This window comes from Saccharothrix coeruleofusca, assembly GCF_017876325.1.
In the GTDB taxonomy this organism is placed as follows: domain Bacteria; phylum Actinomycetota; class Actinomycetes; order Mycobacteriales; family Pseudonocardiaceae; genus Actinosynnema; species Actinosynnema coeruleofuscum.
Map to the genome: position 1 here is coordinate 2,190,527 of NZ_JAGINV010000001.1, position 25,915 is coordinate 2,216,441.

A 25,915-nucleotide genomic window follows, 5' to 3' on the forward strand; every position below is an offset into this window, starting at 1 on the left:
ACGAGAGGACGACATGGCTTCGATCTCACGTCGAGCGGCGCTCAAGGGAGCCGTGGGGGCGGCGGCGGTGGGGCTCGCGACGGGGCAGCCGGGCTCGGCCGCCGCGACCGGGCAGCCGCTGCCGGAGACCCTCAGCCGCACCAAGGCGCTCGGGGCGGGTGTGCACCGGGTGAGCACCGGTGCGGTGGCGCCGACCCACCTGGGCGTCAGCTCGGCGACCGGCAGGTTCCGGGCGCGCACCGCGGCCGGGTGGGGTCAGTGGCGCGCCATCGCGACCTGCCCCGGCGGCCGGAGCGAGCAGTCCGCGACGGCGTTCGTCCGCGTGCCCGAAGGCGCCGTGGAGTACGAGCTGGAACTGGCGGCTCCCGGCGCGGTCTCGGAGCTGAACACCGTGGGCGGGCGCGCGGTGGGCGTGCTGTCCCCGAGGGCCGACGCGTGCTCGGTCGCGGGGCGCAGGCTCAGCGGCCCCTACCTGTCGCGGGCGGCGTGGGGAGCGGACGAGTCGCTGCGCTTCGCCCAGGACGGCTCCGAGCGCTACCCGGCCGCCTACTTCCCGGTGCAGACGCTGACGGTGCACCACTCGGCGCTGGAACTGGGCCCGGACCCGGCCGCGGACGTGCGGGCGATCTACTACGACCACACGATCACGCGCGAGTTCGGCGACATCGGCTACCACCTGCTGATCGACCCGGCGGGGCGGGTCTACGAGGGGCGCTGGTCGGGCTCCGACGGCGCCCCGGTGTTCGGCCCCGAGCTGGTGGGCGGGGTTCCGCAGATGTCCAACGCCGCGCACGTGGCGGGCTTCAACGCGGGCAACGTCGGCGTGTGCCTGCTGGGCGACTTCACCTCCGCGGGCCCGACGGCGCGGGCGCGCGACGCGCTGGTGGGGGTGCTCGCGATCCTGTCCGAGGTCTGCGGGCTGGACCCGCTGGGCAAGACCGACTACGTCAACCCCATCAGCGGTGCGACGGCGACCGTCGACACCATCTCGGGGCACCGCGACTGGATGTCCACCGAGTGCCCCGGCAACACCTTCCACCCGGACCTGCCCGACATCCGCGCTCGCGTCGCGGCACTGCTGCGGGCCTGACGACCCGCGGTGGGGTCACCCGACCGGGGTGACCCCACCGCGGCGAACCGGTCAGGGAGCGACCCGCAGGACGAGCTTGCCGCGGGTGTGGCCCGCCTCGCCGTGCCGGTGCGCCTCGGCGGCCTCGGCGAGGTCGAACACCTCCTCGACCTCCACGGCGACCCGCCCGCCCTCGATCAACTCGGCGATGGCGGCCAGCGCCGAACCGTCCGGCTCGACCAGGACCGCGTGGGTGCGCAGACCCGCTTCGGCCGCCTCGGCGGCGAGCTCCGGCGGCACGCCGACGATCGACACGTACTGGCCTCCGGGGCGCAGCACCGACAGCGAGCGGCGGCCGGTGTCGTCGCCGCGCCGGTCACCGATGGTGTCCAGGACGACGTCGACGTCCCGCACCACCTCCTCGAACCGCTGACTGGTGTAGTCCACCAGTTCGTCCGCGCCCAGCTGCCCGAGCCAGGCGTGCCGAGGGGCGCTGGCGGTGCCGATGACGTGGGCGCCGAGGTACTTGGCGAACTGGACCGCGAGGTGGCCGACCCCGCCCGCTGCGGCGTGCACGAGGACCCGGTCCCCCGCGCTCACGCGCGCGGTGTCCACCAGGGCCTGCCACGCGGTCAGACCCGCCAACGGGACGGCGGCGGCGTGCTCGTGGTCGAGGGTGCCGGGCTTGCGGGCGAACTGCCTGGCCGGGGCGGTGACGTACTCGGCGTAGGCCCCGGCGGCGCGCGGGAACCACGGCATCCCGTACACCTCGTCGCCGGGTGCCAGGGTGGTGACGCCGAAGCCGACCTCCTCCACCACGCCGGAGACGTCCCAGCCGACGGTGAACGGCGGCTCGCCCAGCACCGAGGCCATGCCGGAACCGGTGCGGGTCTGCCAGTCCACCGGGTTGACCCCGGCGGCGCGGACGCGGACCAGTACCTCCGTCGGCAGCGGCCGCGGGCGCGGCACCTCCTCCACGCGCAGCACTTCCGGCCCGCCGAGGGCGTGCTGGACGACCGCGCGCATACGAGGTGTGGACATGCTTCTCTCCCGAGGAAACGACGTGCGCTGACTTGCCCGCACCGCGTTGTCCGCGGTGCTCCACGACGCTAACCCGCGGCATATAGTTACCCGCAAGGTTCATTGGTTCCCGACGGGAACTACCCTGATGGGAGCGTGTTCATGGCCGCGACCTGCGTGACGGGCAAGCACGACCAGCACGACGTGTACGCGGCCCAGTGCCCGTGCCGGGCGATGTTGGACCTGCTGGCCAACAAGTGGTCGGCGCTGGCGATCGGGGCCATGGAGCGCGGACCCCAGCGGTTCGGCGAGCTGCGCCGCGTCCTGCAGGGGGTGAGCCCGAAAGTGCTGACCCAGACCCTGCGCAGGCTGGAGGAGGTGGGCTTGGTGGAGCGCACCGTGATCCCGGCGGTGCCGCTGCACGTCGAGTACGAGCTCACCGAGCTGGGGCGCGGCGCGGCGCGGCCGCTGCGGTCCCTGCGCGAGTGGGTGGAGGACAACATCGACGCCCTGGAGGGCTGAGTCGACCGAAAGTTTCGAAGAGCTGTTCGGGCGAAGTCTTTGCTCTCTGAAGGCTGTTTTTCCGGCACGCCAAGCGGTTGACGGGCTTGCTGAGCGGGTGGCTGTGCTCGATTGCGGCAGGATGCAGGCTTGCCGGGGCGATCTGTTTCGGTCAATACTGCTAAACGTTTCAGGACCGGATCGCCCTCCCACCTGCTGAAACCGCAGGTGCTCCCCCAGAGGTGCCTACCATGAAACTGACATCGACGTCAGTGTTACGAATCGCCCTCGTGTCGACCCTGGTGGCCGCGGGCACAGGAGCCGCCGTGCTCGCGGCGACATCCGCCAACGCGGCGACCACGCTGGCCGCGTCGGCCGCTCAGACCGGTCGGTACTTCGGGACGGCGGTGGCGGCGCACAAGCTCTCGGACTCGACCTACGTGAACATTCTCAACCGTGAGTTCGACATGGTCACGGCCGAGAACGAGATGAAGATGGACGCGACCGAGCCCAACCAGGGCCAGTTCAGCTACGGCAACGCCGACCGGATCGTCAACCAGGCACGGGCGCAGGGCAAGCGGGTGCGCGGGCACGCGCTGGCCTGGCACTCCCAGCAGCCGCCGTGGATGCAGCGCATGGAGGGTTCGGGGCTGCGGCAGGCGATGCTCAACCACGTCACCCAGGTGGCGACCTACTACCGGGGCAAGATCTACGCCTGGGACGTGGTCAACGAGGCCTTCGCCGACGGCAGCAGCGGCGCGCGGCGGGACTCCAACCTGCAGCGCACGGGCAACGACTGGATCGAGGCGGCGTTCCGGGCGGCGCGGGCCGCCGATCCGGGCGCGAAGCTGTGCTACAACGACTACAACACCGACGACTGGTCGCACGCCAAGACCCAGGGCGTGTACCGGATGGTGCAGGACTTCAAGTCCCGCGGTGTGCCGATCGACTGCGTGGGGTTGCAGTCGCACTTCAACAGCGCCAGCCCGGTGCCGGGCAACTACCAGACCACCCTGCAGCGCTTCGCCGACCTGGGCGTGGAGGTGCAGATCACCGAGCTGGACATCGAGGGCTCGGGGCAGACCCAGGCGGAGAACTTCCGGCGGGTCACCCAGGCCTGCCTGGCCGTGGCGCGCTGCGCGGGTATCACGGTGTGGGGCATCCGCGACAGCGACTCCTGGCGCGCCTCGGGCACCCCGCTGCTGTTCGACAGCGGCGGCAACAAGAAGGCCGCCTACAACGCCGTCCTCGAAGCCCTCAACGCGGGCGGCACGACGCCCCCCACGACCACCACGACCACGCCGGGTGGACCGACCGGCTGCACCGCCGCGGCGTCGGTGAACTCCTGGAACGGCGGCTTCGTCGCCACGGTCAAGGTCACCGCCGGGTCGTCGGCCATCAGCGGGTGGCGGGTGACGCTCACCCTGCCGCCGGGCACGACCGTCGTCGGCGCGTGGAACGCCGAGCGCAGCGGTGACTCCGGCACTGTCGACTGGACGAACGTGGGCCACAACGGCAGCGTCGCGGCGGGCCAGTCCACCGAGTTCGGCTTCCAGGGCAGCGGCACCGCCGAGGGCATCACGCCCAGCTGCGCCACCGGCTGAGCGCCGTCGACCGCCCGGTGCGGGACCGTCCCCGCACCGGGCGGCGCGGTCGTGGTCGACGCGGTTCCGGGAGTCCGCGCTATAGGCTCGACCGCGACGAGCGCCCGGCGGTCGGAGGAGCGCGTGGTGTCTGGACGGTGGTGATCGCGGTGACCGGCGTCGGCAGGACGACACGGGCCGAACAGGTCGGTGCGACGCGGTCGCGGATCCTGACCACAGCGGAGCGGTTGTTCGCCGAGCACGGGCTGTACGCGGTGTCGAACCGGCAGATCAGCGCCGCGGCGGGGCAGGGCAACAACGCCGCCGTGGGCTACCACTTCGGCACCAAGGCGGATCTGGTGCGGGCTATCGTGCGCAGGCGCACCGCGCCGATGGAGGCGTTGCGGCTGGAGATGGCCGCCGACGCCGAGAGCTCGCGGGAGGTGCGGGACTGGGTGGCCTGCCTGGTCCGGCCGGTCACCGCGCACCTGGCGTCGCTGGGCGGCCCCACCTGGTTCGCCCGGTTCAGCGCGCAGGTGATGACCGACCCGGCGTCCAGGCGGATCCTCGCCGAGGAGGCGCTGGCCACGTCCTCGCTGCGGCGGGTGGTCGACGGGCTCGACCGCTGCCTGCCGGACCTGCCCGCACAGGTGCGGGCCGAGCGCGCTGACATGGTCCGCCACCTGATGGTGCACGTGTGCGCCGAACGCGAGCGCGCCCTCGCCGAGGGCGCGACCCCCACGAGGTCGACGTGGGACGAGACGGCGACCGGGCTGGTCGACGCCATCACCGGCCTGTGGACCGCGCCCGTGACGCGGCGTTCCTGACCGAGCCCCGCCCCACCGCCACGGCAGGTGTGCGGCGCTCCGCGCTCACGCCAGGTCGTAGAGCAACCGGTAGTAGGCGATGCGCTCGGGGTCCGGGGCAACCCCGTACGCGTCGTACAGGACGTCCTCGAAACCGGGGCCGTAGTCCCAGGCCAGGCTCCACGTCGCGACCGCGAGATCGGCCCACCGGTCGGCCACGCCGAGCGACCCCAGGTCGACGTGCGCGGCGAAGGTGCCGTCGTCGTGCAGCAGCGTGTTGGGCACGCAGGCGTCGCCGTGGCAGACCACGAGGCGGTCGATCGCGGGCGGTGCGCCGAGCAGGGCTCGCGCCTCGGCCGGTGACAGGTGCCGGTGCTCGGGAGCCCAGTCGGCCGGTCCTCCGCCTTCGGCGAACCGCTCGTCGGCGCGCGCGAGCCGCCGCTGGACACCCCAGTCGAACGGGCACCGGTCCACGGGCAGGGCGTCGTGGAGCAGGCGCAGCCCGCTCCCGATGGCGGCCGCCGCCACGGCCGGGCGGTCCCGCCACCGGGGTTCCACCGCCGAGCGTCCCGGCACGGCGGCGGTGACCAGCCACGCGCCCTCGGCGTCGGCGCCCTGGTCGACCACGGGTGGGACGCGCGCCCAGGGCCGCGCCCAGGTCAGGCGCTCGGCTTCGCCCGCCAGGTCGATCTCGGGGGTGCCCGCGGCGACCCACTTGAGGTACCTGGCGCCGCCGTCCGCACCGTCGAGGCGGAAGGTCAGACCGCCGAGTTCGTTGCGCCACACCGGGGTGATGGCGGCGTCGCCCGCGAGCGCGGTGACGGCGCGGGGGACGGGCAGCGGGTCGAACGGGACCTCGGCGGTGGTGGGGAGGCTGCTCACAAGAGCACGACCGTGCCAGGCGACGGCCAGGGCGCCAAGCGGCTTTCCGGCTCACCCACCGCGGATATTCCCCGATCGGCGACTGAGGGCAGATCGGGCAGTTCTCGTCCCGATCGACGACCGGTCCACCGGGCAGCCGCTACCTTCGCCCGCCATGACGAAGATCATAGTCGCGGCCGCGCCCGCGACCGGCCACTTCACCCCGGTGCGCGCCGTCGCGCAAGACCTGGTCAACCGCGGCCACGACGTGACGCTGACCAGCGGTTCGCAGTTCGGGGCCGCCGCCGAGGCGACCGGCGCCCGTTTCGTCCCGCTGCACGGCATCGCCGATTTCGCGGCCGATGACGAGGAGAAGAACTTCCCGGAGATGGCGGACATCCCGCCCGGTCCGGAGCGGTTGGGTTTCGGCGTCCGCAACACGTTCGTCCGGCCCATGCCCGACCAGCACCGCACGCTCCAAGCGCTGCTGGCCGAAGCGGGCGACGAGCCGGTGGCGCTGGTGCACGAACTGGCCTTCATGGGCGCATGGCCGGTGCGGCTGGGCGCGCCGGGGCTGAGCCCGGCGGCCGTCATCGGCCTCGGCGTGGTGCCGCTGTCGCTGAGCAGTGAGGATCTCGCCCCGTTCGGCCTCGGGCAACCGCCGGACGACTCGCCGGAGGGCAAGGTCCGCAACCGCGCCGCCAACCGGTTCTTCCGGGAGGAGGTCTTCGCCACCACCCAGCAGTACCTGGTCGACGTGCTGGCCTCGGTCGGCGCGACGCGCGAGCCGCCGTTCGTGATCGACGGGCTGGTGACCCTGCCCGACCGGTTCCTGCAGCTGTCGGTCCAGGGCGTGGACTACCCGCGCGGCGACCTGCCCCCCTCGGTCCGCTACGTCGGCGCCCCGCCCCCGGTCACCACGCGGAAGGGGCCGCTGCCCGAGTGGTGGCAGGACGTGCTGGACGCGCGGACGGTGGTCGTCGTATCCCAGGGGACGGCGGCCAACAAGGACTTCGACGACCTCGTGCAGCCCACCCTGGACGCGCTGGCCGACCTGGACGCGCTGGTCGTCGCCACGCTCGGCCGCCCGGCCCGGCTCGACCGCGTGCCCGCCAATGCCAGGGTCGCCGAGTTCATCCCGTTCGGTGAACTCCTCCCGCACGCCGACGTACTGGTCAGCAACGGCGGGTTCGGCGGGGTGCAGCAGGCGCTGAGCTCGGGCGTGCCGCTGGTGCTGGCCGGGCTGACCGAGGACAAGATGGAGGTCAACGCCCGCGCGGCGTGGACCGGCGCGGCCATCGACCTGGCCGTCCAGCGCCCGGCCCGCGCGGACATCGCCCGCGCGGTGCGCACCGTGCTGACCGACCCGTCGTACCGGTACCGGGCCGCGCGGCTGGCCGAGGAGTACGCCCGCCACGACCCGTTCGACGCGATCGAGGAGTCGGTCCTGGAGCTGGTCGCCGCGTCGGCGTCGACGCCCGGCAGGTGACCGGGAGCGGTTGAGCCGTGCGCGGGCGGGAACCCGTGGGCGACGGCAGATGACGCGATGGGCGAGGAAGTGGTAGCGGTGACTCGACCGCAGTCCTACCAACCAGGCGGACACGCGCCCGCGGCCACCGGCCAGGTGGTGGTGGCCTCCTACCAGACCTACGCCGAGGCCGAGCGCGCGGTGGACCACCTGTCCGACCAGCGGTTCCCGGTGGAGCGCACGGCGATCGTGGGTCGTGGGCTGAGCAGCTTCGAGCAGGTCACCGGTCGGCTGACCACGTGGCGGGCGGCGGCTCAGTCGGCGCTGTCCGGCGCGCTGCTGGGTGCGCTGTTCGGGTGGCTGTTCGGCCTGTTCGACTGGATCAACCCGCTGATCTCCGGACTGCTGCTGGCGCTGTACGGGGCGGTCTTCGGCGCGATCCTGGGCGCGTTGTTCGGCCTCATCGGCCACGCGATGACCGGCGGCAGGCGCGACTTCTCGTCGGTGGCGGGGATGCGCGCCGACAGCTACGACGTGCTGGTCGACACCGACCACGCCGCGCGAGCGGCGCAGCTGCTCGACGCTCCGGGCGCTCCGGGGCGCGGCCACGCGGTGCCCGCGGCCTGACGACCGGACGTGTCCGCCAGTGCCACCCGATCCGCCTGCCGGGACCGGCGCCACGGTCCCGGCAGGCGTTTGCGCGCGGGTACCCGTGGTGACGCGGTAATCACCAGCGGTGCGCGGATCACCACCTGGAGGCGGAGTCATGGACGCGGTCTCAGGCCGGACCCGTGAGGGGACCTTCTTCGGACACCCCAGGAGCCTGGCCCACCTGTTCGGCGTGGAGATGTGGGAGCGGTTCTCCTTCTACGGGATGCAGGGCATCCTGACGATCTACCTCTACTACTCCGCCGCGGAAGGGGGACTGGGCCTGCCCGAGGCCACCGCGGCCAGCATCGTCGGCGCGTACGGCGGACTGGTCTACCTGTCCACGATCGTGGGCGCGTGGGTGGCCGACCGGCTGGTGGGCTCCGAGCGGGTGCTGTTCGCCAGCGCCATCCTGATCATGGTGGGCCACCTCGCGCTGGCGCTGCTGCCGGGTTTCGCGGGTGTCGGCGTGGGCCTGTGCGCGGTCGCCCTGGGCAGCGGCGGGCTCAAGGCCAACGCGACCGCCATCGTCGGCTCCCTGTACGCCGAGGGCGACGAGCGCCGCGACGCCGGTTTCTCCCTGTTCTACCTCGGCGTGAACCTGGGCGCCTTCGTCGGGCCGCTGCTGACCGGCCTGGCCCAGGAGGAGCTGGGCTTCCACTACGGCTTCGGGCTGGCCGCGATCGGCATGGCCGCCGGGCTGGTCCAGTACTCGTTCGGCCGCCGGAAGCTCCCCGACGAGGTCAACGCCGTGCCGAACCCGCTGTCCGCCGGGCGCAGGCCGCTGGTGGCCGCTGCGGCGCTGGCCGCGGTGGCCGTGGTGGTCGTGCTGGTGCTGACCGGGGTGATCCGGCCCGCCAACCTGGCCAACGTGACCGTGGTGGTCATCCTGGCCGCCGCGGTGGCCTACTTCGCGGTCATCCTCTCCAGCGGGAGGATCACCGCGGTGGAGCGGCGCAGGGTGCTCAGCTTCATCCCGATGTTCGTGGCCAGCTTCGTGTTCTTCGCGCTGTTCCAGCAGCAGTTCACCGTGGTGGCCATCTACGTCGACCAGCGGCTGGACCGCACCTTCTTCGGCTGGGAGATGCCGGTGGCCTGGGCGAACTCCATCAACCCGGTGTTCATCATCGTGCTGGCGGGCGTCTTCGCGGCGCTGTGGACGAAGCTGGGTTCGCGGCAGCCGTCGTCCCCGGCCAAGTTCGCGCTGGGCACGGTCCTGATGGGGGTGGCCTTCCTGATGTTCCTGCCCACCGCGGGCGGCCGGGGCAACAGCACGCCGCTGCTGGTGCTGGTCGTCATCCTGCTCGTGTTCAGCGTCGCGGAGCTGCTGCTGTCACCGGTGGGGCTGTCGCTGTCGACCAAGCTCGCGCCCAAGGCGTTCCACACCCAGATGGTGGCGCTGAACTTCCTCTCCGTCGCGCTGGGCACGGCCACGGCGGGCTCGCTGGCCGAGTACTACAGCGCGGAGAACGAGACGCCGTACTTCGCCCTCGTCGGCGGCGGGGCCGTGCTGTTCGGCGTCCTGCTCGCCCTGGCGAGCCCCTACATCCGCAGGCTCATGAGCGGTGTCCACTGAGGGGCTCAGCCCGGCTCGCCGCGCATCTTGCGCTGGATCACGCGGCCGAGGTCGACGATCAGCACGACCACGAGCACGGCCATGACCACGGCGAGCACGACCAGGTCGGCGCGCAGCGCCAGCACGGCGGCGACGCCGCAGAACACGATGCCGAAGGAGGCCAGCCACAGGCGCAGGGTCAGCGCGCTGCGCGGTGGCGCGGGCGGGGGGAGGTCGTCGGTCATGGTGGTGGGCTTCCCCGGCGGGCGGCGTCGACACGCGTCAGCCACCCGCCCGCGACAGGCCGAAGGCGAGCAGGAACCCGAGCACGGTGATCAGCCCGACCAGCAGGTGGGCCTCCTCGAACGCCTCGGGGATCATCGTGTCGGCGATCATCGCCAGTATGGCGCCGCCTGCCAGCGCGGTGATCGCCGCGAGCACGGCGGGGGAGGCGCCGCCCAGCACGCCGTACCCGAACAGCGCCGCCAGGCCGCTGACCACGCCGATGCCGCTCCACAGGCCCAGCACGTAGCCCTTGCCCCGCCCCGCGCGCCGCATCCCGGAGGCGCTGGACAGGCCCTCGGGGACGTTGCTGATGAACACCGCGGCCACGGTCACCGCGCTCACCGCGCCGCCGCCGAGCAGGCTGACGCCGATGACGATCGACTCGGGTATCCCGTCCAGCAGGGCCCCCAGCGCGATGGCCGTGCCGGAGCCCGGCTTCTCCTGCTCGGAGGGCTGCCGGTCGCGCGACCGCTTGCGGTGGCGGGCGCCCCGGCGGGCCAGCAGGACGTTGGCGCCGGTGTAGGCCAGGGCCCCCGCGACCGCCCCCGCCGCCGTCGCGGTCAAGCCGCCGCGGTCCTCGGCTTCCGCGATCAGTTCGAACGACACGGCGGACAGCAGCACGCCGCTGCCGAACGCCATCACCCCCGCCAGCACCTTGGGCGGCACGCGCGTCAGGTAGCCCACCAACGCGCCGACGACCAGCGCGGACCCGGCCAACAACCCCCACAGGCCTGCCTCGACGACTTCCGGCATCCGGGAACCTCCCTGGTGCTCGTCCCAGGTCAGAGGTACCCGTGGGCAGCCGTTTCCCACCCGGTGGACGGCCCGCGCGGGGTCCGGCGCCACGACGAGTGCTGATCGCGCTCTTGACGTTGCCTCCGCGACCATTTTAAGGTCCGGCATCTCGAAAATTTTACATTTCTAACCGAAAGTTTCGAGATCCGTCGTCGCGAGGAAGCGAGATCCTTGATGAAGCCGACCCGCCTGGCCACCGCCGCGATCGCCGCGGTGGCGTTGACAGTGCCGTTGACACTGGTGGCTTCGGCCGCGCCCCAGCAGCTCGGTGACCGGCCGGGCCACGCCAAGAAGGAAACCCTGCGCTCGGCCGCGCCCAAGGGCTTCTACATCGGAACCGCCGTCGCGGGCGGCGGTCACCACGAGGAGCAGCCCTACCCCGACCCCTTCAGCTCCGACCGCCCGTACCGCGAGGTGCTCGCCGCGGAGTTCAGCTCCGTCTCGCCCGAGAACCAGATGAAGTGGGAGTACATCCACCCCGAGCGCGACCGCTACAACTTCGCCGCGGCCGACGCGATCGTCCGGTTCGCCAAGCAGAACCGGCAGGTCGTGCGCGGGCACACGCTGCTGTGGCACAGCCAGAACCCGGAGTGGCTGGAGCAGGGCGACTTCACCCCCGAGCAGCTGCGCGAGATCCTGCGCGAGCACATCACCACCGTGGTCAAGCGCTACGCGGGTCGCATCCAGCAGTGGGACGTGGCCAACGAGATCTTCACCGATACGGGCGCGCTGCGCAGCGAGAACATCTGGATCCGCGAGCTGGGCCCCGGCATCGTGGCGGACGCGTTCCGCTGGGCGCACAAGGCCGACCCCAAGGCGAAGCTGTTCTTCAACGACTTCGGCGTGGAGAGCGTCAACGCCAAGAGCGACGCCTACTACGCCCTGATCAAGCAGCTGCGCGCCGAAGGGGTGCCGGTGCACGGGTTCTCCGCGCAGGCGCACCTGAGCACGCGGTACGGCTTCCCCGGCGACCTGGAGACCAACCTGAAGCGGTTCTCCGCCCTCGGCCTGGAAACCGCCATCACCGAGCTGGACGTGCGGATGGACCTGCCGGAGAGCGGCGTGCCCACCGCCGAGCAGCTGGCCCAGCAGGCGGACTACTACCAGCGCACGCTGACCGCGTGCCTGAACGTAGACGGCTGCGACTCCTTCACCATCTGGGGCTTCACCGACAAGTACTCGTGGGTCCCGGTGTTCTTCGAGGGTGAGGGCGCGGCGACGGTCATGTGGGACGACTTCGGCCGCAAGCCCGCCTACTACGCACTGCGCTCCACCCTCGCCAAGCGCTGAAGCGCCCGCGATCGGTCAGGGAGGCGAACCGCCGGTTCGCCTCCCTGACCGCATCAGCTCCCCATGCCCCACCACGTCGGCAAGTACCACCCGAGGTGGCCCGTGGGGCCGGTAACTACTACCCGACGTACGCGAACGCTCGGTTCGCGGTGTCCGGGTGCTCGGTTCGCGGTGGGCGGCTACCGGTGGGAGACGGAGACGTTGTCGAAGCCGGCGGCGGTGTTGAACACCCGGACACCGTTGGCGCCGCTGGTGAAACTGGTGTCGGTGACGGTGATCCTGGGTTCGGACAGGTCGTCGACGTACACCTCGATCGTCGAACCGACGGCTTGGACGCGCAGGTGGTGCCGCGTCCCCGGTCGCACGGTCAGCGGAGCCGAGGCCAGCGGTGTCCAGCCGTTGTCCGCCTTGCCGAGCACGACGCGACCCGCCGCGCTGATCCCGGCGTAGTAGCCCCGGTAGCTGTCCGTTCCGTTGGCGGGTTGGCTCACCCTGAACACCACCCCGGCATCGCCACGCGCGGACCGGGGGGTGACGTCGGCGTCGTAGGTGAAGTTCGCGAAGTTCGTGTCGAGCAGCGCCTTGCCGCCCGGCGACGAGGCGGCGTCGTACCGGCCGCCGGAGGCCGACCACGAACCGCCGTAGGTCGTCCAGCCCACGGCGTTGCCGTCGCCGAAGTTGTCCTTGACCTTCATCGTGACCGGCTGGATGGTGCCGTCGACGTTGAAGTTCAACCGGTCGTAGCTGATCTGCCGGTGGTTGATGTCGGTCCTGCTCAACGGCCTGCGGTGGTAGACGATGTACCAGATGTCCGTGCCGGGGACGTTGAGCACCGAGTTGTGGCCGGAACCGCGGGCCACCGCGGGGTCCTGGCCGAGCACCTTGCTCAGCTTGGTGAACGGCCCGGTCGGCGAGTCGGACATGGCGTAGGACACCGAGTAGTTCGGGCCGCCCCAGTAGTCCTCGGACCACATGAGGTAGTACTTGCCCGCCCGCTTGAACATCTGCGGGCCCTCCTTGTAGTTCGACGGCGTGATCTCCTTGTAGGTGCTGCCGTCTTCGAAGGTGCCCAGGCTGGTCATGTCGCTGTTGAGCTTGACCACGTTGGCGTGGTCCCAGCCGCCGTAGTACATGTACGCCTGCCCGTCGGAGTCGATGAACACGTCCTGGTCGATGGGCTGCGCGCCGTTGACGAACTGGCTGATCAGCGGCTTGCCGATGGCGTCGGTGTACGGCCCCTCGGGTCGGTCGGCGACCGCAACGCCGATGCCGCCCAGTTCGGCGTTGCTCTGGATGTCGTTGGCGGCGAAGTAGAGGTAGTACTTGCCGTTGCGCTGGACGGGCGCGGGCGCCCAGACCGCCTTCGTCGCCCACGACACGGCCGCGGTGGTGAGCACGTTCGGGTGCTTGGTCCAGTGCACCAGGTCCGGGGAGGAGAACGCGTCCAGGTAGGTCTGCTCCGCGTAGGGCCGGGACGAGGTCGGGAAGACCCAGTACCGGTTGTCGTAGACCGCGACGTCGGGGTCGGCGTACCAGCCGTCCACGAAGGGGTTGCCCGCCTCGGCCGTCGAGTAGTCAGGGGCCGTCGAGTGGTCGGGAACGGTCGGGGCGGGGGAGGCCCCGACGGGTGGGGCCGTGAGGAGGCCGCCGATCACCAACGCGGTCAACGCCGCGGCGGTGGTCCTGCCACGCCTGTTCGCAGTCACCTTGCTCGTCCAATCTGCGGTCGCCGGGACGGGTGGTCGCGTGAGATTTGCAACGTTGTAAATTGCTGTTCGTCGATCCCAGCACGCCCGAGCGGGACTGTCCAGAGCTCGCGGGGCGAGCGGCCCGGATGATCGCAGCGCGGCTCAGCCCGCGACCGGGGAGCGCTCCGCCCAGTCCGGCACCGAGGCGACCAGCTCCTCCGGCGCCGACAACCGCCACGCCTCGAAGAGCAGCTCGGCCAGCTCGTCGGCCTCGATGCCGTCGAGGTGGACCACCACCCAGCCGAAGCCGCCCGCGGTGAACTGCTCCTCGAAGACCTCCGGCCGCTCGGCCACCAGCGCCCGCTGCTCGGACAGCGTCTGCTTCAAGCCCACGGTCTGGGTGCGCGGCCAGTAGTAGCCGAACCGCTTGCCGCGCACGCTGAAGGAGCTGTACTGCTCGTTCTCCGCGCGCTCCACCTCGACGAGCGCGCCCAGCAGTCGAAAGAACTCGTCACCACGCACAGCCACCGCAGCCCCCCGCAAGTCCAGGCAACGCAGTATAGGAGGCGGCTCCCACGCGGCTGCCCGGCCCGCGCGTTCAAGATCGGCTCGATGGGGCTACTACGTAGGTGATCGACCCGACCAGGGAGGAGCCCGATGCTCGGCAGGACCCACGCGGCCACCGGCTGGTGCGCCGGCCTCGCCCTCGCCCCCGGCCTCGGCGCGCCGACGCTGCCGCAGGCCCTCGTCGTCGCCACCGTCACGGCCGGGGCGGCGCTGCTGCCCGACCTCGACCACCCCTCCTCCAGCGCTTCCCGCTTCGCGGGCCCCCTCACCGGCGCCCTGTCCTCCGTCGTGCGGTTCCTGTCCCGCGGCCTGTACCAGATCACCAAGGGCAGCCGCGACGAGCGCGTGTCCGGCGGGCACCGGCACGCCACGCACACCGTGCTGTTCGCGGTGGTGCTGGGCTTGTGGATCAACTGGTGGACCGCCCGCACCGACGTCTGGTCGGTCGTGGTCGTGCTCGGGGTGGCCGTGCTGCTGGCCGTTGACGTGCTGGGCGACTGGCTGGTCCTGGTGCTGCTCGGCGTGGCGGGGTGGTGGATCTGGCAGGGCGAGCCGGGGCAGCAGCTGGCCGCGGTGTCCGGGTGGATCGGGTGGGCGGTGGCCGTGGGCTGCATGGTGCACTGCCTGGGCGACGCGCTGACCCGGTCGGGTTGCCCGTTCCTGTGGCCGCTGCCCATCGCCGGGGAGACCTGGTACGAGCTGCGGCCGCCCAAGCTGCTGCGGTTCCGCACCGGTGGCCCGGTGGAGACGCTGCTGATCTGGCCCGGCTGCGTGGTCGCGGGCGTGCTGCTGCTGCCGGGGGTGTGGCCCGCGCTGGTCGGCGCGGTCAACTGACGGGGCGCGCCGGAGTTGACACGGTCGGGTGACACCGGGTTTGGGTTCGGCGCCACGGGAAACCGAGCAGCGACACCACCGTCCGTGCGGCCGCTGGAGGATCGCATGACCTCGCCCAGGCCCACCTCGCCGTCCCGGCCCGACGAGGCGCCCCTCGCTCCCGACCCGCTGTCGCCGGAGGCGGGCACACCGCAGGTCTACCCGCTCGGCGCGCCGATGTACTACGGGCCGATGTACCACGTGCCGCAGGAGCCCGCCCTGGCCAGCGCGGCGGGCGCGATCGCCTTCCTGGCGGGCGTGTGGCTGGCCATCGCCCCGTTCGCGCTGCACTACGCCCACCCAGGCGAGGGCTTCGAGGGCTACTGGCACGACATCGTGCTGGGCGGGGCCGTGGCGGTGCTGGCGCTGGCCCGCTCCCTCGCCCCGGACCGCGTGCGGTGGCTGGGCGTGGTCAGCGTGGTGCTGGGTCTGTGGTTGGTGCTCGCGCCGCTGGTGCTGGGCTACCAGGAGTGGTCGGGGTCGGCCACGGCGGCCGTCAACAGCATCGCGGTGGGCGCGCTGGTGGTCGTGACGGCGGTGCTGAGCGCCGTCGCGGGCCGCGGTCGGCACCGCCACGCCATCCCCCGGCAGGACCGGGGCGGCCGCTGACCGGCCATCAGCGCCCGCCCAGCGCCCGGTCCACGTCGGCGTCGGTGAGCTGGGTGAAGTCCGCGTACCACTGGCTGACCGCCCGGAACCCGGCGGGCGCGTGCACGCGGACGACGGTGTCGGCGTCCCCGGCGAGGTCCTCGGCCGCGGGTGGCGAGCAGACGGGCACGGCCAGCAGCAGCCGTCGCGGCCCCAGGCCGCGCAGCCACCGCAGCGCGGCGCGCGCGGTGACGCCGGTGGCCAGGCCGTCGTCCACCACGACGACCACCCGGCCCGCCACCGCCCGCACCGGACGGTCGCCGCGGTAGCGCCGGACCCGTCGCCGGACCTCGGCGCGCTCCCGCTCGACGACCTCGGCGAGGCCGTCCTCGGTGAGACCCCAGCGGGCCAGCGCCCGGCGGTCGAACACCGGCGGCCCGTCCTCGGCGACCGCCCCCACACCCACCTCCGGCCTGCCCGGCGCGGCCACCTTGCGGGCCACCGCGACGTCGAGGTCGCCGCCCGTGCGGCGGGCCACCTCCACGGCGACCGGCACCCCGCCGCGCGGCAGCGCCAGCACCAGCGGCCGCTCGTCCCCGGCCAGGTGGGCGGCGACCCGCTCGGCCAGTGCCCGGCCCGCCGCGGCGCGGTCGGCGAACAGGGCGGTGCCGAGGGCCACGGTCAGACCCCGCTGGGGTAGGTGTCGGGTTCCAGCAGGTCGACCTGCTGGACGCGCAGCGGGCGCACCGCGCTCGTCCGGTCGATCCACAGGAACGCGTCGTAGCGCTCGCCCAGGGTGGTGGGCACGTAGTTGGCCCAGCGCTCGTGCTCCGGGCGGTAGACCACCCCGATCGCGCGGTGGTCCAACCGGTCGCCCAGCAGGCCCGTGCGCTCCTCGAGGGGAGGGACGAACAGGGCAGGCGAGGGCGCGGCGTGGTGCAGCACGTCCTCCAGCGAACCCGCGCGGGCGGGCGGGACCGGCAGCTCCCGCATGGGCGCGCCCCACGAATCGCCCGCGACGACGGTGCCGCGGTGCGTGCCGAAACCGACCAGGACCACCCGCTCGGCCCTGTGGCGCTCGCGGGCGAGCCTGCCGATGTTCACCGCGCCGCTCGCGGCCATGTCCGTGGCCAGCGAGTCGCCGACGTGGGTGTTGTGCGCCCAGACCACCGCTTTCGAACCCGGCCCGTAGCGGGTCAGCAGCCGGTCCAGCGTGTCGTCCATGTGCCGGTCGCGGACGTTCCACGAGTCGGGACCGCCGCGGACCAGCGCCCGGTAGTAGCGCTCGGCACCGGCGACCACCTCGGCGTTCTGCCACGCGCCGAACGCGCCCGCGCGGTCCGCCGCGCGCTGTCGCAACCTGACCAGCAGGTCGACGACCTCGTTCTGGCAGCCCGTCGGCACCAGGCGGGTCGCCCTGGCGTAGTCGTGGGCCTGTTCGCCGTAGGGCTCGAAGCAGCGGTAGGCCGCCAGTGCCACCGGCACCTCGCCGGGGTCGTGCTCGCGCAGGTGGGACAGGATCTCGCGCAGCGACTCCCACAGCGAGTAGACGTCCAGGCCGTGGAAGCCGACCCGGTGCGCGGGGTCCAGCCCGGCGTTGTGGGCGCGCAGCCACCGGGTGAAGTCGACGACCTCCTCGTTGGCCCACATCCAGGTCGGCCAGCGGTCGAAGGCGGTCAGCGCCTCGCGGGGGTCCTCCGGCGCGTGCGGCAGGCCCCGGACGCTGCCGTCGACCCGTTCGCAGTCCGGCCAGTCGCCCTCCACCGCGACGAACGAGAAGCCGAGCTCGGTGATCAGCCGCCGGGTCAGCAGCGCGCGCCAGTGGTAGAACTCGTGCGTGCCGTGGGTGGCCTCGCCCAGCATCACCACCCGCGCGTCGCCCACGCGGTCCAGCAGCACGTCCAGGTCGCCCGCGTCGAGCAGCGGCGCCGCCAGCGCCGCGACCTCGTCCCCGTACCGGGTCATGGCACCTCCCACCGGGCAGTCGGTGTCCACCCGGCCTACCCGGCGGGGAGCGCGGCAAACCGGCTACCCCTCCTGGGCCAGCGCCTTCCAGCGCAGCTTCTCCCGCTCCCGCTTCGGCAGGCCCGCGACGACCAGGTCGTAGGAGTCCTCGATCATGTCCAGCACCAGCCGCTCGGGCACCGAGCCGTCCAGGACCACGGTGTTCCAGTGCCGCTTGTTCAGGTGGTAGCCGCCGGTGATCGCCGGGTGCGCCAACCGCAGCTGCACGGCCAGGTCGGGGTCGCACTTGAGGCTGACCCGCAGCGGGACGGCCCGCAGCGCGCTGAGCGCGAACATCTTCCCGGCCACCTTGAACACGCTGGAGTGCTCGTCGAAGGGGAATTCCTCACGGGCGCCCGGCAGTGCCAGGCACGCCTCGCGGAGTGCGGCGGGGGTCACTCACCCACCTTAGTGGGGGCCGATCGGGATTGTTCCCCCCGAGGGGCGGGTACCACGGCATCGGGTCAGGGGTGTCTCAACAGGGGAGGGCCCGATGAGCGTGGTCACCACCGAGGAGAGCGAAGGCTCTCCCGGACCACTGGCGTTCGAGCTCGGTGAGGGGGTGCCGCCGCTGGTGCAGGTCCGGCGGTGGGCAGGTGCGGCCCTGGCCGACCTGACCGACGACGAGCTCGGCGACTGCCTGCTGGTGGTGACCGAACTGGTGGCCAACGCCTACGACCACGGCAGCGGTCCGCGCCGGGTGCGGCTGGAGCGGTCGCCGGCCCCGTGCTCCGTGCGCGTGGAGGTGGAGGACACCGGTGGTGGGGAGGTCGTCCTGGGGCAGCCGGGGGCGACGTCGCACCGCGGTCGCGGCCTGGTGATCGTCGACAACCTGTCCCGCGCCTGGGGCGTGCGGCGGCACGCGCGGGGCAAGACCGTGTGGGCGGAGATCCCCTGCGAACCCGCCGCGGGGGACGGCCAGTAGCGGGACGGCCGTCGCGCGCCGGACGCACCCGCGCGCGGACGTAGGAGCATGGACGCGAAGCCGGCCATGGACGTCCGCGAGGAGCTGACACGGGCATGATGCGGTTGCGGGTGGCCGTCGTCGTGGAGAGCGGGACTTTCGGCAGCACCGGGGCCTACGCGCGCAACTTGCTGCGGTGGCTGCCGTCGTGGTGCCGGTGCGCCCTGCTGGTCAGCGAGCCGGTGGTCGAGCACTTCGCCCGAGTCCGCGACGCGGTCGAGGTCGTGCCGCTGCCCGAGGGCGGCGGCGCGGCGGGGGCGGCCGACGCGCTGGCCCGGTTGCGGCCGGACGTGGTGCAGGTCAACCTGTCCGATCCGGCGAGCGGCCTGGCGTGCCTGGAAGCCGCCGTGCGCGCCGCGCCCACCGTGGTCACCCTGCACCTGCCCGGCTCGCCGCCCGCAGGGCCGTTCCCGCCCGTCGCGTACGCGATCGCGCCGTCGGCCTCGGTGGCGGCGCAGTTGCGGCGGGAGCTGATGGTGCCGCCGTCGCGGGTGGTGCGGGTGCGCCACGGCGTGGAACCGCCTGCGCACCCGGTCACCGCGCGGGCGGTGGCCATCCCGGTGGTGGTCGGTGCGGTGGCGCGGCTGACCGCGCGCAAGGGGCTCGACCTGCTGCTGGAGGCGGCACGCGAACTGGTCGCGGACGGCTGCTCGCTGGAAGTGCGGATCGCGGGCGCCGGGGACGAGGAGGACGCGCTGCGCGGGCGGGCGGCCGGGTTGCCGGTGCGGTTCACCGGGCAGTGCCTGGACGTCCCGGCGTTCCTGCGCGAGCTGGACGTGTTCTGCCTGCCGTCCCGGCGGGAGGCGCTGCCGCTGGCGCTGCTGGAGGCCGCGGCCCACGGCCTGCCGTGCGTGAGCACGGCGGTGGGCGACGTGGCGGAGGTGTTGACCGGCGCGGCGTCGATCGTCCCGGCGGACGACGGGCCCGCGCTGACGGCCGCGCTGCGGGCGCTGGTGGACGACCCCGCGCTGCGCGCCCACCTCGGCGCACGCGCGCGGGCGCGGGCGTTGCGCGCGTTCGACGTGCGCATGATGGCCGCGCGCACGGCGGCCGTGCTCGCCCAGGCGGTGCGCCGACCGCTCCCGCTGCGCGGCTGAGGATGACCGGGCGGGATGACCGGGCGGGGTTACCGGGCGGCGGACGGGGCGAGCTCACCCGTGCGCACCAGCACCTCGGCGAGGTCGCGCAGCTTGACGTTGGTCCGCTGGCTGGTGCGCATCAGCACGGTGAACGCCTGGTCGCCGGTGATCTTGTGGCGCTCCATCAGGATGCCCTTGGCCTGGCCGATCAGGTCGCGGGTCTGCACCGCCTGGACCAGGTTGTCCCGCTGCCGGGCGTTGGCCAGCGCCACCGCGGCGTGCCCGGCGAACAACGACCCCACGTGCTCGGCCTCCTCGCCGAAGGCGTGCGCGTCGGGGGAGTAGAGGTTGAGCGCGCCGAGGTCGTCGTCGCGCACGAACAACTGCAGCGACAGCATGCTGGAGACCCCCAGCCGGTGCGCGCGGTCGGCGAACTCCGGCCAGCGCGTCTCGTGGGCCAGGTCGGGCACGTTGACGATCTTGTGGGCGTAGAGCGCCTCCAGGCAGGGGCCCTGCCCGGTGTCGTACTGGATCTGGTCGACCTCACCGACGACGTCGCCGGTCATCGACACGGTGTCCACCTCGCGCCTGCCGGTGACCGTGATGATCCCGGCCTGCCAGGCGCCGGGGATGGTCCCCACCGCGCCCCGCACGATCTCGTCCAGGGTGTCCTGCGCGTCCTCCTGCTGCTGGAGGGTGCGCGCCACCTCGGTCAGCTGGGCCGCCAGGTCGACCCCGCGGTCGTCCGCTGACGCGGTTCGTCCGGTCGTCCCGTCGGCCATGAGCACCCCTTCCTCCGGTAGTACTCGGTCGGGGTAGCCACTCGGGGTGCGATTCATCCGCGATCGCGCCCCGAACACCCGCCCGCGCACCCGATGCGGTGTCACGGGCTCCACACGTAGGGCGTGGTGGTCGTGACGGCGGTGAACCCCATCCGCTCCAGGATGGGGCGGCTGTCCTCGGTCGCGTCGACCTGGAGGTACCGGGTACCCCGCCGCGCCGCGACCAGGGCGCGGTGGGCGACCAGGGCGCGGTAGACGCCCCGTCCCCGCCACCCGGCCAGCGTGGCGCCACCCCACAGGCCCGCGAATTCCGTGCCCGGCTCGAACTCCAGCCTGGCCGAGGAGACGACCCGGCCGTCCGCTTCGGCGAGGACCACGACGGTCCGCCCCGTCCCGTCGCGCACCCGGTCGACCAGCTCCGCGGCCAGCCAGCTCCGGTCGTCGCCCCAGACCTCGGAGGCCATCTCGGCGATCCGGAGCATGTCCGACTCGGACCGCGCTTCCCGGACGGTGACGCCGCTGATGGGGGCGGGGTCCGCCGCGGCCAGTTCCCCGGTTTCCCCGATGAGCACCGTCTCCGGCTGCTCGGCCGTGAAACCCGCGGCCACGAGCCTGCGCGGCAGGTCCGCGGGCAGGTCGTGTCCGCGCGTCTTCCACTCCACGGCCTCGCCTCGTGCGGCGAAGAAGTCCCGCTGCCGCGCGATCAGCGCGTCCAGCTCCGCGCCGTCCAGGCCGAGGTCGCGCGGGCCGCTGACGAAGCCGCGCCGGTGCTGCCCGACGACCCGCACCACCGGCCCGTCGCGTTCGGCGTGCGCGCCGGGCGACAGGTTCGTGATCTCGGCTGTGCGCACCTGGTCGTCGTAAACGGCCAGCAGGGCGGTGGGATTGGGCACCGGGGCACGCTACTCGGGGGAGGCCACGTGGTTCACGTGATTTCGCGGGTGGTCATCCGGATTCGCGGACACGCCCACCCGTGCCGAGGACCCGCGATCGGACCCGCGCCTGCCCGCCGATCCGATCGCGGTGGTCCTGCGCGGCCGGTGCGTGCGCCGCCGCTGAGCGCCCGCCGGCCAGGTCCGCTCAGACGAGCGTGGTCAGCGCCTCGCGGGTGAAGTGGGCGATCTCCTGCGCGCGGCCGGTGCGCACCTTCTCGGCCCAGGCCGGGTCGGCGAGCAGGGCGCGGCCCACCGCGACGAGGTCGAACTCGTCGGCCGCCATGCGCTCCAGCAGCTTCTCGATGCCCGCAGGGGAGGGCATCTCGCCCGTGAAGGTGGCCATGAACTCGCCGTCCAGGCCGACCGAGCCGACCGTGATGGTGGGCAGCCCGGTGATCTTCTTGACCCAGCCCGCCAGGTTCAGCTCGGAACCCTCGAACTCGGGCAGCCAGTAGCGTCGGGTGGAGGCGTGGAAGGCGTCCACGCCCGCCTCGGTCAGCGGCGCGAGGATCGACTCCAGCTCCTGCGGCGTGGCCGCCAGGCGGGCCTGGTAGTCGGTGGGCTTCCACTGCGACAGGCGCAGGACGACGGGGAAGTCGGGGCCGGTGGCCTTGCGCACGGCGGTGACCACGTCGGCCACGAGGCGGGTGCGGGCCACCGGGTCGCCGCCGTAGGCGTCGGTGCGCCGGTTGGTGTTCTCCCACAGGAAGCTGTCGAGCAGGTAGCCGTGCGCGCCGTGCAGCTCCACGCCGTCGAAGCCGAGGCGCTGGGCGGAGGCCGCGGCGCCGGCGAAGGCCTCGACGACGGAGTCCAGGTCGCTCGCGGTGGGCACCGGGGCCGCCTCGCCCAGCGGCGTGCCGTCCAGCGCCACGCCCGAGGGGGACAGCACGGGGGCGTCGGGCACGGGCGGGGTTCCGGGCTCGCGGGCGGGGCCGACGTGCCACAGCTGCGGCATGATGCGCCCGCCCCGCGCGTGCACCGCCTCCACCACGCGCGCCCAGCCTGCCAGCGCGTCCTCGCCGTAGAAGCGCGGAACGCGGTCGCTGCCGCCCGCGCTGGGGTGGTCGACGTAGGTGCCCTCGGTGACGATCAGGCCGACGCCGCCCTCGGCGCGGCGCGCGTAGTAGTCGGCCACGTCGTGGCCGGGCACGCCGCCGGGCGAGAACTCGCGGGTCATGGGTGCCATGACGACGCGGTTGGGCAGGTCCAGCGTCCCCAGTCGGAAGGGGCGGAACAGCGGTGCCACGGAAGGCTCGGTCATCGGGGTTCCTCGGCGTTGGCGAAGTCAAGGGGAGCAGTTGCTCCTTTTCGTTTCCACAGCCTAGTGGAGCAAGTGCTCCGGTTGAAGGGGGAGTCGTATGATGAGGTCGTGACGCGCGCCGAGCACTCCGCCACCTCCCCCAAGCGCGTCCGCCGAGCGGACGCCGAGCGCAACCGCGCCGCGATCATCGAGGCGGCCGCGGGAGTGCTGGCCGAGCAGGGCTGCACCGTCGACGTCCGGGAGATCGCCCAGCGCAGCGGCGTGGGCATGGGCACGCTCTACCGGCACTTCCCGACCAAGGAGGACCTGCTGGGCACGGTCCTGGAGCGGGAGTTCGCGACCTGGACCAGCGAGGCCAGGCAGGCGGCGGCGGCCACCGAGGACCCGCGCGCGGCGTTGGAGGAGTTCTTCGAGCAGGCGCTGGTCAACCAGGCGCACCACCGCGCCGTCGTGGAGCGCTACTGCGAGAACTGGCGCCACCCCGCGCAGACCTGCGGGCAGCCGCTCGTGCGCATCATCGACGAGCTGCGCGAGCGGGCCCAGCGGGCCGGGAAGCTGCGACCCGACATCACCACCGACGACCTCGCGCTGCTGCTGGCCGCGTTGAGCCAGACCGTGCAGATGACCCCGGTGGACAAGCCGTGGCTGTGGCGGCGCCAGCTGCGCGTCTGCCTCGACGGGCTCAACTGCGAGCACGCCGCACCCCTCCCGGTGACCGAGCGGCACTGAACCACCGGACGAGCGCGTCCACCGGCCTCCGCCCGGCCGAGTGGGGTGGTCCTGTCGCAGCAATCTGGTGTCGTGGCCGGAGCGCGGGGGTATGACAACCGCGATCGCGCGCCGGTCCGCCGGCGCGCCGACGAATCTGGAGGGGACATGCCCTGGGTTGAACGACACCGGCGTCGGCTGCCGGGCGCCTGGTTCCGCACCACCACGGTGGAGCGGCACTACCGCAAGTCGCCCGCCACCGCCCCCACCGTCATCGCCGTCGTGCTGGCCGTGATCCTGCTGCTCGTGCTGATCTTCTGACCCACGCTCAGGCGGCCGCGAACCGAGCGTTCGGGACACCGGGCAGTGGTCGGTGTCCCGTGCGGCTTCCCGGGGCGATTGAAACCGCATCGGAAGAACAAGACTGTTCTTCCGCAGGTCGGCCGGGCACCCTCGGTGCCACCGATCACCGACCCGTGGGGGAGCGCAGCGGTTTGACCAGCGATGAGATCGCCATCGAGCAGCAGTACCTGACGGCCTTGCACGCCCGCGTCGACGCCATGCGCCAAGAGGCGGTGAAGCGCTTGGCGGGCACGCGGGGCAGCGACGGCGGATCGGTCGCCGTGTGGCGGGCGGAGGTGACCCGCCTGGACGCCGTGCGGCAGGGCATGTGCTTCGGCCGCTTGGACATGCGCGACAGCGGTTCTGTCTACATAGGACGGCTGAGCCTCTTCGACGAGGATGACGAGCCCCTGCTGCTCGACTGGCGGGCACCCGCCGCCCGCGCCTTCTACACCGCCACCGCGGCCGTCCCCCGAGGCGTCCGGCGGCGCAGGCACATCACCACGCGGGACCGGGTGGTCGTGGCGCTGGACGACGAACTGCTCGACCTGGACGGCGCGGACGGCGGCCTGGTGGGGGAGGCCGCGCTGCTGGCGGCGGTGACCGCGGGCCGCACCGGCCGGATGCGCGACATCGTCACGACCCTGCAAGCCGAGCAGGACCGGATCATCCGCGAGGACCACCGCGGCGTGCTGGTGGTGCAGGGCGGGCCGGGGACCGGCAAGACGGCCGTCGCGCTGCACCGGGTGGCCTACCTGCTCTACACCCACCAGCACCTGCGCACCCGCGGTGTCCTGGTCATCGGGCCGAGCCGGATCTTCCTCGACTACATCGGCCAGGTGCTGCCCGGCCTCGGCGAGCACAGCGTGGTGACCTCGACCGTCGCCGACCTGCGTCCCGGCGTCGCCGTCAGCCGGGTCGACCCGCCGGAGACCGAGGTGGAGAAGGGCCGGGCGGTGATGGCCGACCGGTTGGCCGCCGCCGTGCGCTCGAAGGTCCGGATGCCCGACGGTCCGGTCGACATCGACTTCGAGGGGCAGGTGCTGCGCCTGGACCCGGCCGCGTGCCGTCGGGCGGTGCGCAGGGCCAGGCGGACCGGACTGCCGCACAACCAGGCCGGGCTGGTCTTCCAGCGGGACCTGGTGGACGCGCTGGCCCGGCACCTGGCCGACCGGCTGGAATCGGTCGTGCTCACCGACACCGGTGAGGCCATCGACGGCGGCAGCGCCGACGGGCGGCTCAGCGAGGCCGACCTGCGGGCGCTGGCCGCCGCGGGTGTCGTGGTCGGGCAGGACGACGGCCCCAAGGAGCTGCTGGACGACACCGACCGGACCGCCCTGCGGGACTCGTTGCTCGCCGATCCCGGCGTCCGCGCCGCGCTCGACGACCTGTGGCCGCGGCTGACGGCGGAAGGCGTGGTGGCGGACCTGCTCGGCGTGGCGGACCGGAGCGCGGCCGACTGGAGCGCGGCCGACTGGAGCGCGGCGGACGTCCCGCTGCTGGACGAGGCCGCCGCGCTGCTCGGTGAGAGCTGCCCGACCTTCGGGCACGTCGTCGTGGACGAGGCGCAGGAACTGTCCGAAATGGCCTGGCGGATGCTGATGCGCCGGTGCCCCACCAGGTCCATGACGGTCGTCGGCGACCTGGCCCAGACCGGGAACCCGGCGGGAGCCCGGTCGTGGGAGCACGTGCTGGCCCCGCACGTGGCCGACCGCTGGCGGCTCGCGCGGCTCACCGTGGGCTACCGCACCCCGGCGGAGGTCGTGGATGCCACCGCCGACCTGCTCGCCGCCCACCACCCCGGAACACGGCCCCCGAAGGCGATCCGCTCGACCGGTGAGACGCCGTGGCGCGTGCGCACCACCCCCGCCGACTTCCCCGCGGTCGTCGCCCGACTGGCGCCGTCGCTCAACGGCAGGGTCGCGGTCATCGCCCCGCGGGAGCACGTCGACCGCTTGGCGGAGGCGTTGTCCCCCGGCGCCGCGCACGATCCGTCCGCCGAGGTGGTGCTGCTGACTCCTCGCCAGGCCAAGGGGCTGGAGTTCGACGCGGTCCTGATCGCCGACCCGGCGGCGATCCTCGGTGCGGGACCGTTGGGGCACAACGACCTCTACGTCGCGATGACCAGGGCCACGCACCGGCTGGGCATCGTGCACCCCGGCCCGCCACCGGCGGAACTGGCGGCCGTGCGGGAGCGGTGACCACCTCTCCCGGTAGGTGCCAGGGCCTTCCGCCAGGCGGCC

Annotated in this window: 27 protein-coding genes; 15 read left to right on the plus strand and 12 right to left on the minus strand. The window is 73.0% G+C overall.

Going from position 1 to position 25,915, the window contains the following annotated elements:
- The first annotated feature begins 13 nt into the window (after positions 1-13).
- Positions 14-1,090 carry a peptidoglycan recognition protein family protein gene (locus JOF41_RS10210; protein WP_209618075.1) on the plus strand — a complete coding sequence of 359 codons (1,077 nt, stop codon included), beginning with the start codon at positions 14-16 and terminating at the stop codon, positions 1,088-1,090.
- Between the two features lie 51 nt (positions 1,091-1,141).
- Here the strand turns inward: JOF41_RS10210 and JOF41_RS10215 are convergent, their stop codons facing one another.
- Positions 1,142-2,095, minus strand: a complete 954-nt coding sequence (locus tag JOF41_RS10215; protein ID WP_209624106.1) for an NADP-dependent oxidoreductase — start codon at positions 2,093-2,095, stop codon at positions 1,142-1,144.
- A gap of 156 nt (positions 2,096-2,251) precedes the next feature.
- On the opposite strand from JOF41_RS10215, the gene JOF41_RS10220 reads away from it, so the two are divergent.
- From JOF41_RS10220 to JOF41_RS10230, 3 genes are all read left to right on the plus strand, one after another.
- Complete coding sequence (locus tag JOF41_RS10220; protein WP_189227751.1) at positions 2,252-2,611, plus strand: winged helix-turn-helix transcriptional regulator; 360 nt, start codon at positions 2,252-2,254, stop codon at positions 2,609-2,611.
- A 230-nt stretch (positions 2,612-2,841) separates the two neighbouring features.
- On the plus strand, positions 2,842-4,194 hold the full coding sequence (locus JOF41_RS10225; protein ID WP_209618079.1) for a glycoside hydrolase family 10 protein: 1,353 nt from the start codon (positions 2,842-2,844) through the stop codon (positions 4,192-4,194).
- 137 nt (positions 4,195-4,331) lie between these two features.
- Positions 4,332-5,000 (plus strand): TetR/AcrR family transcriptional regulator, encoded by a 669-nt coding sequence (locus JOF41_RS10230; protein WP_307867356.1) that lies wholly within the window; start codon positions 4,332-4,334, stop codon positions 4,998-5,000.
- 45 nt (positions 5,001-5,045) lie between these two features.
- Here the strand turns inward: JOF41_RS10230 and JOF41_RS10235 are convergent, their stop codons facing one another.
- The gene (locus JOF41_RS10235) at positions 5,046-5,861 is read right to left on the minus strand and encodes an aminoglycoside 3'-phosphotransferase (RefSeq protein ID WP_209618082.1); all 816 of its coding nucleotides are present in this window, start codon (positions 5,859-5,861) and stop codon (positions 5,046-5,048) included.
- 154 nt (positions 5,862-6,015) lie between these two features.
- Between JOF41_RS10235 and JOF41_RS10240 the strand changes: the two genes are divergently transcribed.
- The 3 genes from JOF41_RS10240 (at position 6,016) to JOF41_RS10250 (ending at position 9,532) form a co-directional block, all read left to right on the plus strand.
- The gene (locus JOF41_RS10240) at positions 6,016-7,329 is read left to right on the plus strand and encodes a nucleotide disphospho-sugar-binding domain-containing protein (protein ID WP_209618085.1); all 1,314 of its coding nucleotides are present in this window, start codon (positions 6,016-6,018) and stop codon (positions 7,327-7,329) included.
- A 78-nt stretch (positions 7,330-7,407) separates the two neighbouring features.
- Complete coding sequence (locus JOF41_RS10245; protein WP_229796180.1) at positions 7,408-7,935, plus strand: general stress protein; 528 nt, start codon at positions 7,408-7,410, stop codon at positions 7,933-7,935.
- 139 nt (positions 7,936-8,074) lie between these two features.
- Positions 8,075-9,532: a peptide MFS transporter gene (locus JOF41_RS10250; protein ID WP_209618089.1), complete on the plus strand. Its 1,458-nt coding sequence runs from the start codon at positions 8,075-8,077 to the stop codon at positions 9,530-9,532.
- Between the two features lie 5 nt (positions 9,533-9,537).
- Here JOF41_RS10250 and JOF41_RS10255 read toward each other — a convergent pair whose 3' ends face one another.
- Together JOF41_RS10255 and JOF41_RS10260 are read right to left on the minus strand one after the other, a co-directional pair.
- Positions 9,538-9,756 (minus strand): DUF6343 family protein, encoded by a 219-nt coding sequence (locus JOF41_RS10255; protein ID WP_189226526.1) that lies wholly within the window; start codon positions 9,754-9,756, stop codon positions 9,538-9,540.
- A gap of 37 nt (positions 9,757-9,793) precedes the next feature.
- Positions 9,794-10,549 carry a ZIP family metal transporter gene (locus JOF41_RS10260; RefSeq protein WP_209618092.1) on the minus strand — a complete coding sequence of 252 codons (756 nt, stop codon included), beginning with the start codon at positions 10,547-10,549 and terminating at the stop codon, positions 9,794-9,796.
- A 216-nt stretch (positions 10,550-10,765) separates the two neighbouring features.
- Between JOF41_RS10260 and JOF41_RS10265 the strand changes: the two genes are divergently transcribed.
- Positions 10,766-11,881: an endo-1,4-beta-xylanase gene (locus JOF41_RS10265; protein WP_189226524.1), complete on the plus strand. Its 1,116-nt coding sequence runs from the start codon at positions 10,766-10,768 to the stop codon at positions 11,879-11,881.
- Between the two features lie 179 nt (positions 11,882-12,060).
- Here JOF41_RS10265 and JOF41_RS10270 read toward each other — a convergent pair whose 3' ends face one another.
- Positions 12,061-13,587 (minus strand): glycoside hydrolase family 43 protein, encoded by a 1,527-nt coding sequence (locus JOF41_RS10270; RefSeq protein WP_209618096.1) that lies wholly within the window; start codon positions 13,585-13,587, stop codon positions 12,061-12,063.
- A gap of 144 nt (positions 13,588-13,731) precedes the next feature.
- Positions 13,732-14,097, minus strand: a complete 366-nt coding sequence (locus tag JOF41_RS10275; RefSeq protein ID WP_189226522.1) for an MmcQ/YjbR family DNA-binding protein — start codon at positions 14,095-14,097, stop codon at positions 13,732-13,734.
- Positions 14,098-14,226: 129 nt separating this feature from the next.
- On the opposite strand from JOF41_RS10275, the gene JOF41_RS10280 reads away from it, so the two are divergent.
- Both JOF41_RS10280 and JOF41_RS10285 read left to right on the plus strand, forming a co-directional pair.
- Positions 14,227-14,970 carry a metal-dependent hydrolase gene (locus JOF41_RS10280; RefSeq protein ID WP_189226521.1) on the plus strand — a complete coding sequence of 248 codons (744 nt, stop codon included), beginning with the start codon at positions 14,227-14,229 and terminating at the stop codon, positions 14,968-14,970.
- Between the two features lie 105 nt (positions 14,971-15,075).
- Complete coding sequence (locus tag JOF41_RS10285) at positions 15,076-15,618, plus strand: SPW repeat protein (protein WP_189226520.1); 543 nt, start codon at positions 15,076-15,078, stop codon at positions 15,616-15,618.
- A gap of 7 nt (positions 15,619-15,625) precedes the next feature.
- Here JOF41_RS10285 and JOF41_RS10290 read toward each other — a convergent pair whose 3' ends face one another.
- The 3 genes from JOF41_RS10290 to JOF41_RS10300 all read right to left on the minus strand — a co-directional run bounded on the left by JOF41_RS10290 (position 15,626) and on the right by JOF41_RS10300 (position 18,000).
- Complete coding sequence (locus tag JOF41_RS10290; protein WP_229796179.1) at positions 15,626-16,276, minus strand: phosphoribosyltransferase; 651 nt, start codon at positions 16,274-16,276, stop codon at positions 15,626-15,628.
- Positions 16,277-16,278: 2 nt separating this feature from the next.
- Positions 16,279-17,562 (minus strand): erythromycin esterase family protein, encoded by a 1,284-nt coding sequence (locus JOF41_RS10295; RefSeq protein ID WP_209618099.1) that lies wholly within the window; start codon positions 17,560-17,562, stop codon positions 16,279-16,281.
- A 63-nt stretch (positions 17,563-17,625) separates the two neighbouring features.
- Complete coding sequence (locus JOF41_RS10300) at positions 17,626-18,000, minus strand: MmcQ/YjbR family DNA-binding protein (protein ID WP_189226518.1); 375 nt, start codon at positions 17,998-18,000, stop codon at positions 17,626-17,628.
- A 94-nt stretch (positions 18,001-18,094) separates the two neighbouring features.
- On the opposite strand from JOF41_RS10300, the gene JOF41_RS10305 reads away from it, so the two are divergent.
- On the plus strand, positions 18,095-18,526 hold the full coding sequence (locus JOF41_RS10305) for an ATP-binding protein (protein ID WP_189226517.1): 432 nt from the start codon (positions 18,095-18,097) through the stop codon (positions 18,524-18,526).
- A gap of 95 nt (positions 18,527-18,621) precedes the next feature.
- On the plus strand, positions 18,622-19,662 hold the full coding sequence (locus JOF41_RS10310) for a glycosyltransferase family 4 protein (protein WP_189226516.1): 1,041 nt from the start codon (positions 18,622-18,624) through the stop codon (positions 19,660-19,662).
- Between the two features lie 29 nt (positions 19,663-19,691).
- Here JOF41_RS10310 and JOF41_RS10315 read toward each other — a convergent pair whose 3' ends face one another.
- The 3 genes from JOF41_RS10315 to JOF41_RS10325 form a co-directional block, all read right to left on the minus strand.
- Positions 19,692-20,426, minus strand: a complete 735-nt coding sequence (locus tag JOF41_RS10315; RefSeq protein WP_189226515.1) for a GAF and ANTAR domain-containing protein — start codon at positions 20,424-20,426, stop codon at positions 19,692-19,694.
- A gap of 101 nt (positions 20,427-20,527) precedes the next feature.
- Positions 20,528-21,319 carry a GNAT family N-acetyltransferase gene (locus JOF41_RS10320; RefSeq protein ID WP_209618101.1) on the minus strand — a complete coding sequence of 264 codons (792 nt, stop codon included), beginning with the start codon at positions 21,317-21,319 and terminating at the stop codon, positions 20,528-20,530.
- 187 nt (positions 21,320-21,506) lie between these two features.
- Positions 21,507-22,622 (minus strand): NADH:flavin oxidoreductase, encoded by a 1,116-nt coding sequence (locus JOF41_RS10325; RefSeq protein ID WP_209618105.1) that lies wholly within the window; start codon positions 22,620-22,622, stop codon positions 21,507-21,509.
- Between the two features lie 108 nt (positions 22,623-22,730).
- Here JOF41_RS10325 and JOF41_RS10330 point away from each other — a divergent pair, with 108 nt between their 5' ends.
- The 3 genes from JOF41_RS10330 to JOF41_RS10340 all read left to right on the plus strand — a co-directional run bounded on the left by JOF41_RS10330 (position 22,731) and on the right by JOF41_RS10340 (position 25,873).
- Positions 22,731-23,351 (plus strand): TetR/AcrR family transcriptional regulator, encoded by a 621-nt coding sequence (locus JOF41_RS10330; RefSeq protein ID WP_209618108.1) that lies wholly within the window; start codon positions 22,731-22,733, stop codon positions 23,349-23,351.
- Positions 23,352-23,498: 147 nt separating this feature from the next.
- Complete coding sequence (locus JOF41_RS10335) at positions 23,499-23,651, plus strand: hypothetical protein (protein WP_189226511.1); 153 nt, start codon at positions 23,499-23,501, stop codon at positions 23,649-23,651.
- Positions 23,652-23,824: 173 nt separating this feature from the next.
- Positions 23,825-25,873 carry a HelD family protein gene (locus tag JOF41_RS10340; protein ID WP_504739836.1) on the plus strand — a complete coding sequence of 683 codons (2,049 nt, stop codon included), beginning with the start codon at positions 23,825-23,827 and terminating at the stop codon, positions 25,871-25,873.
- Positions 25,874-25,915: the final 42 nt, after the last annotated feature.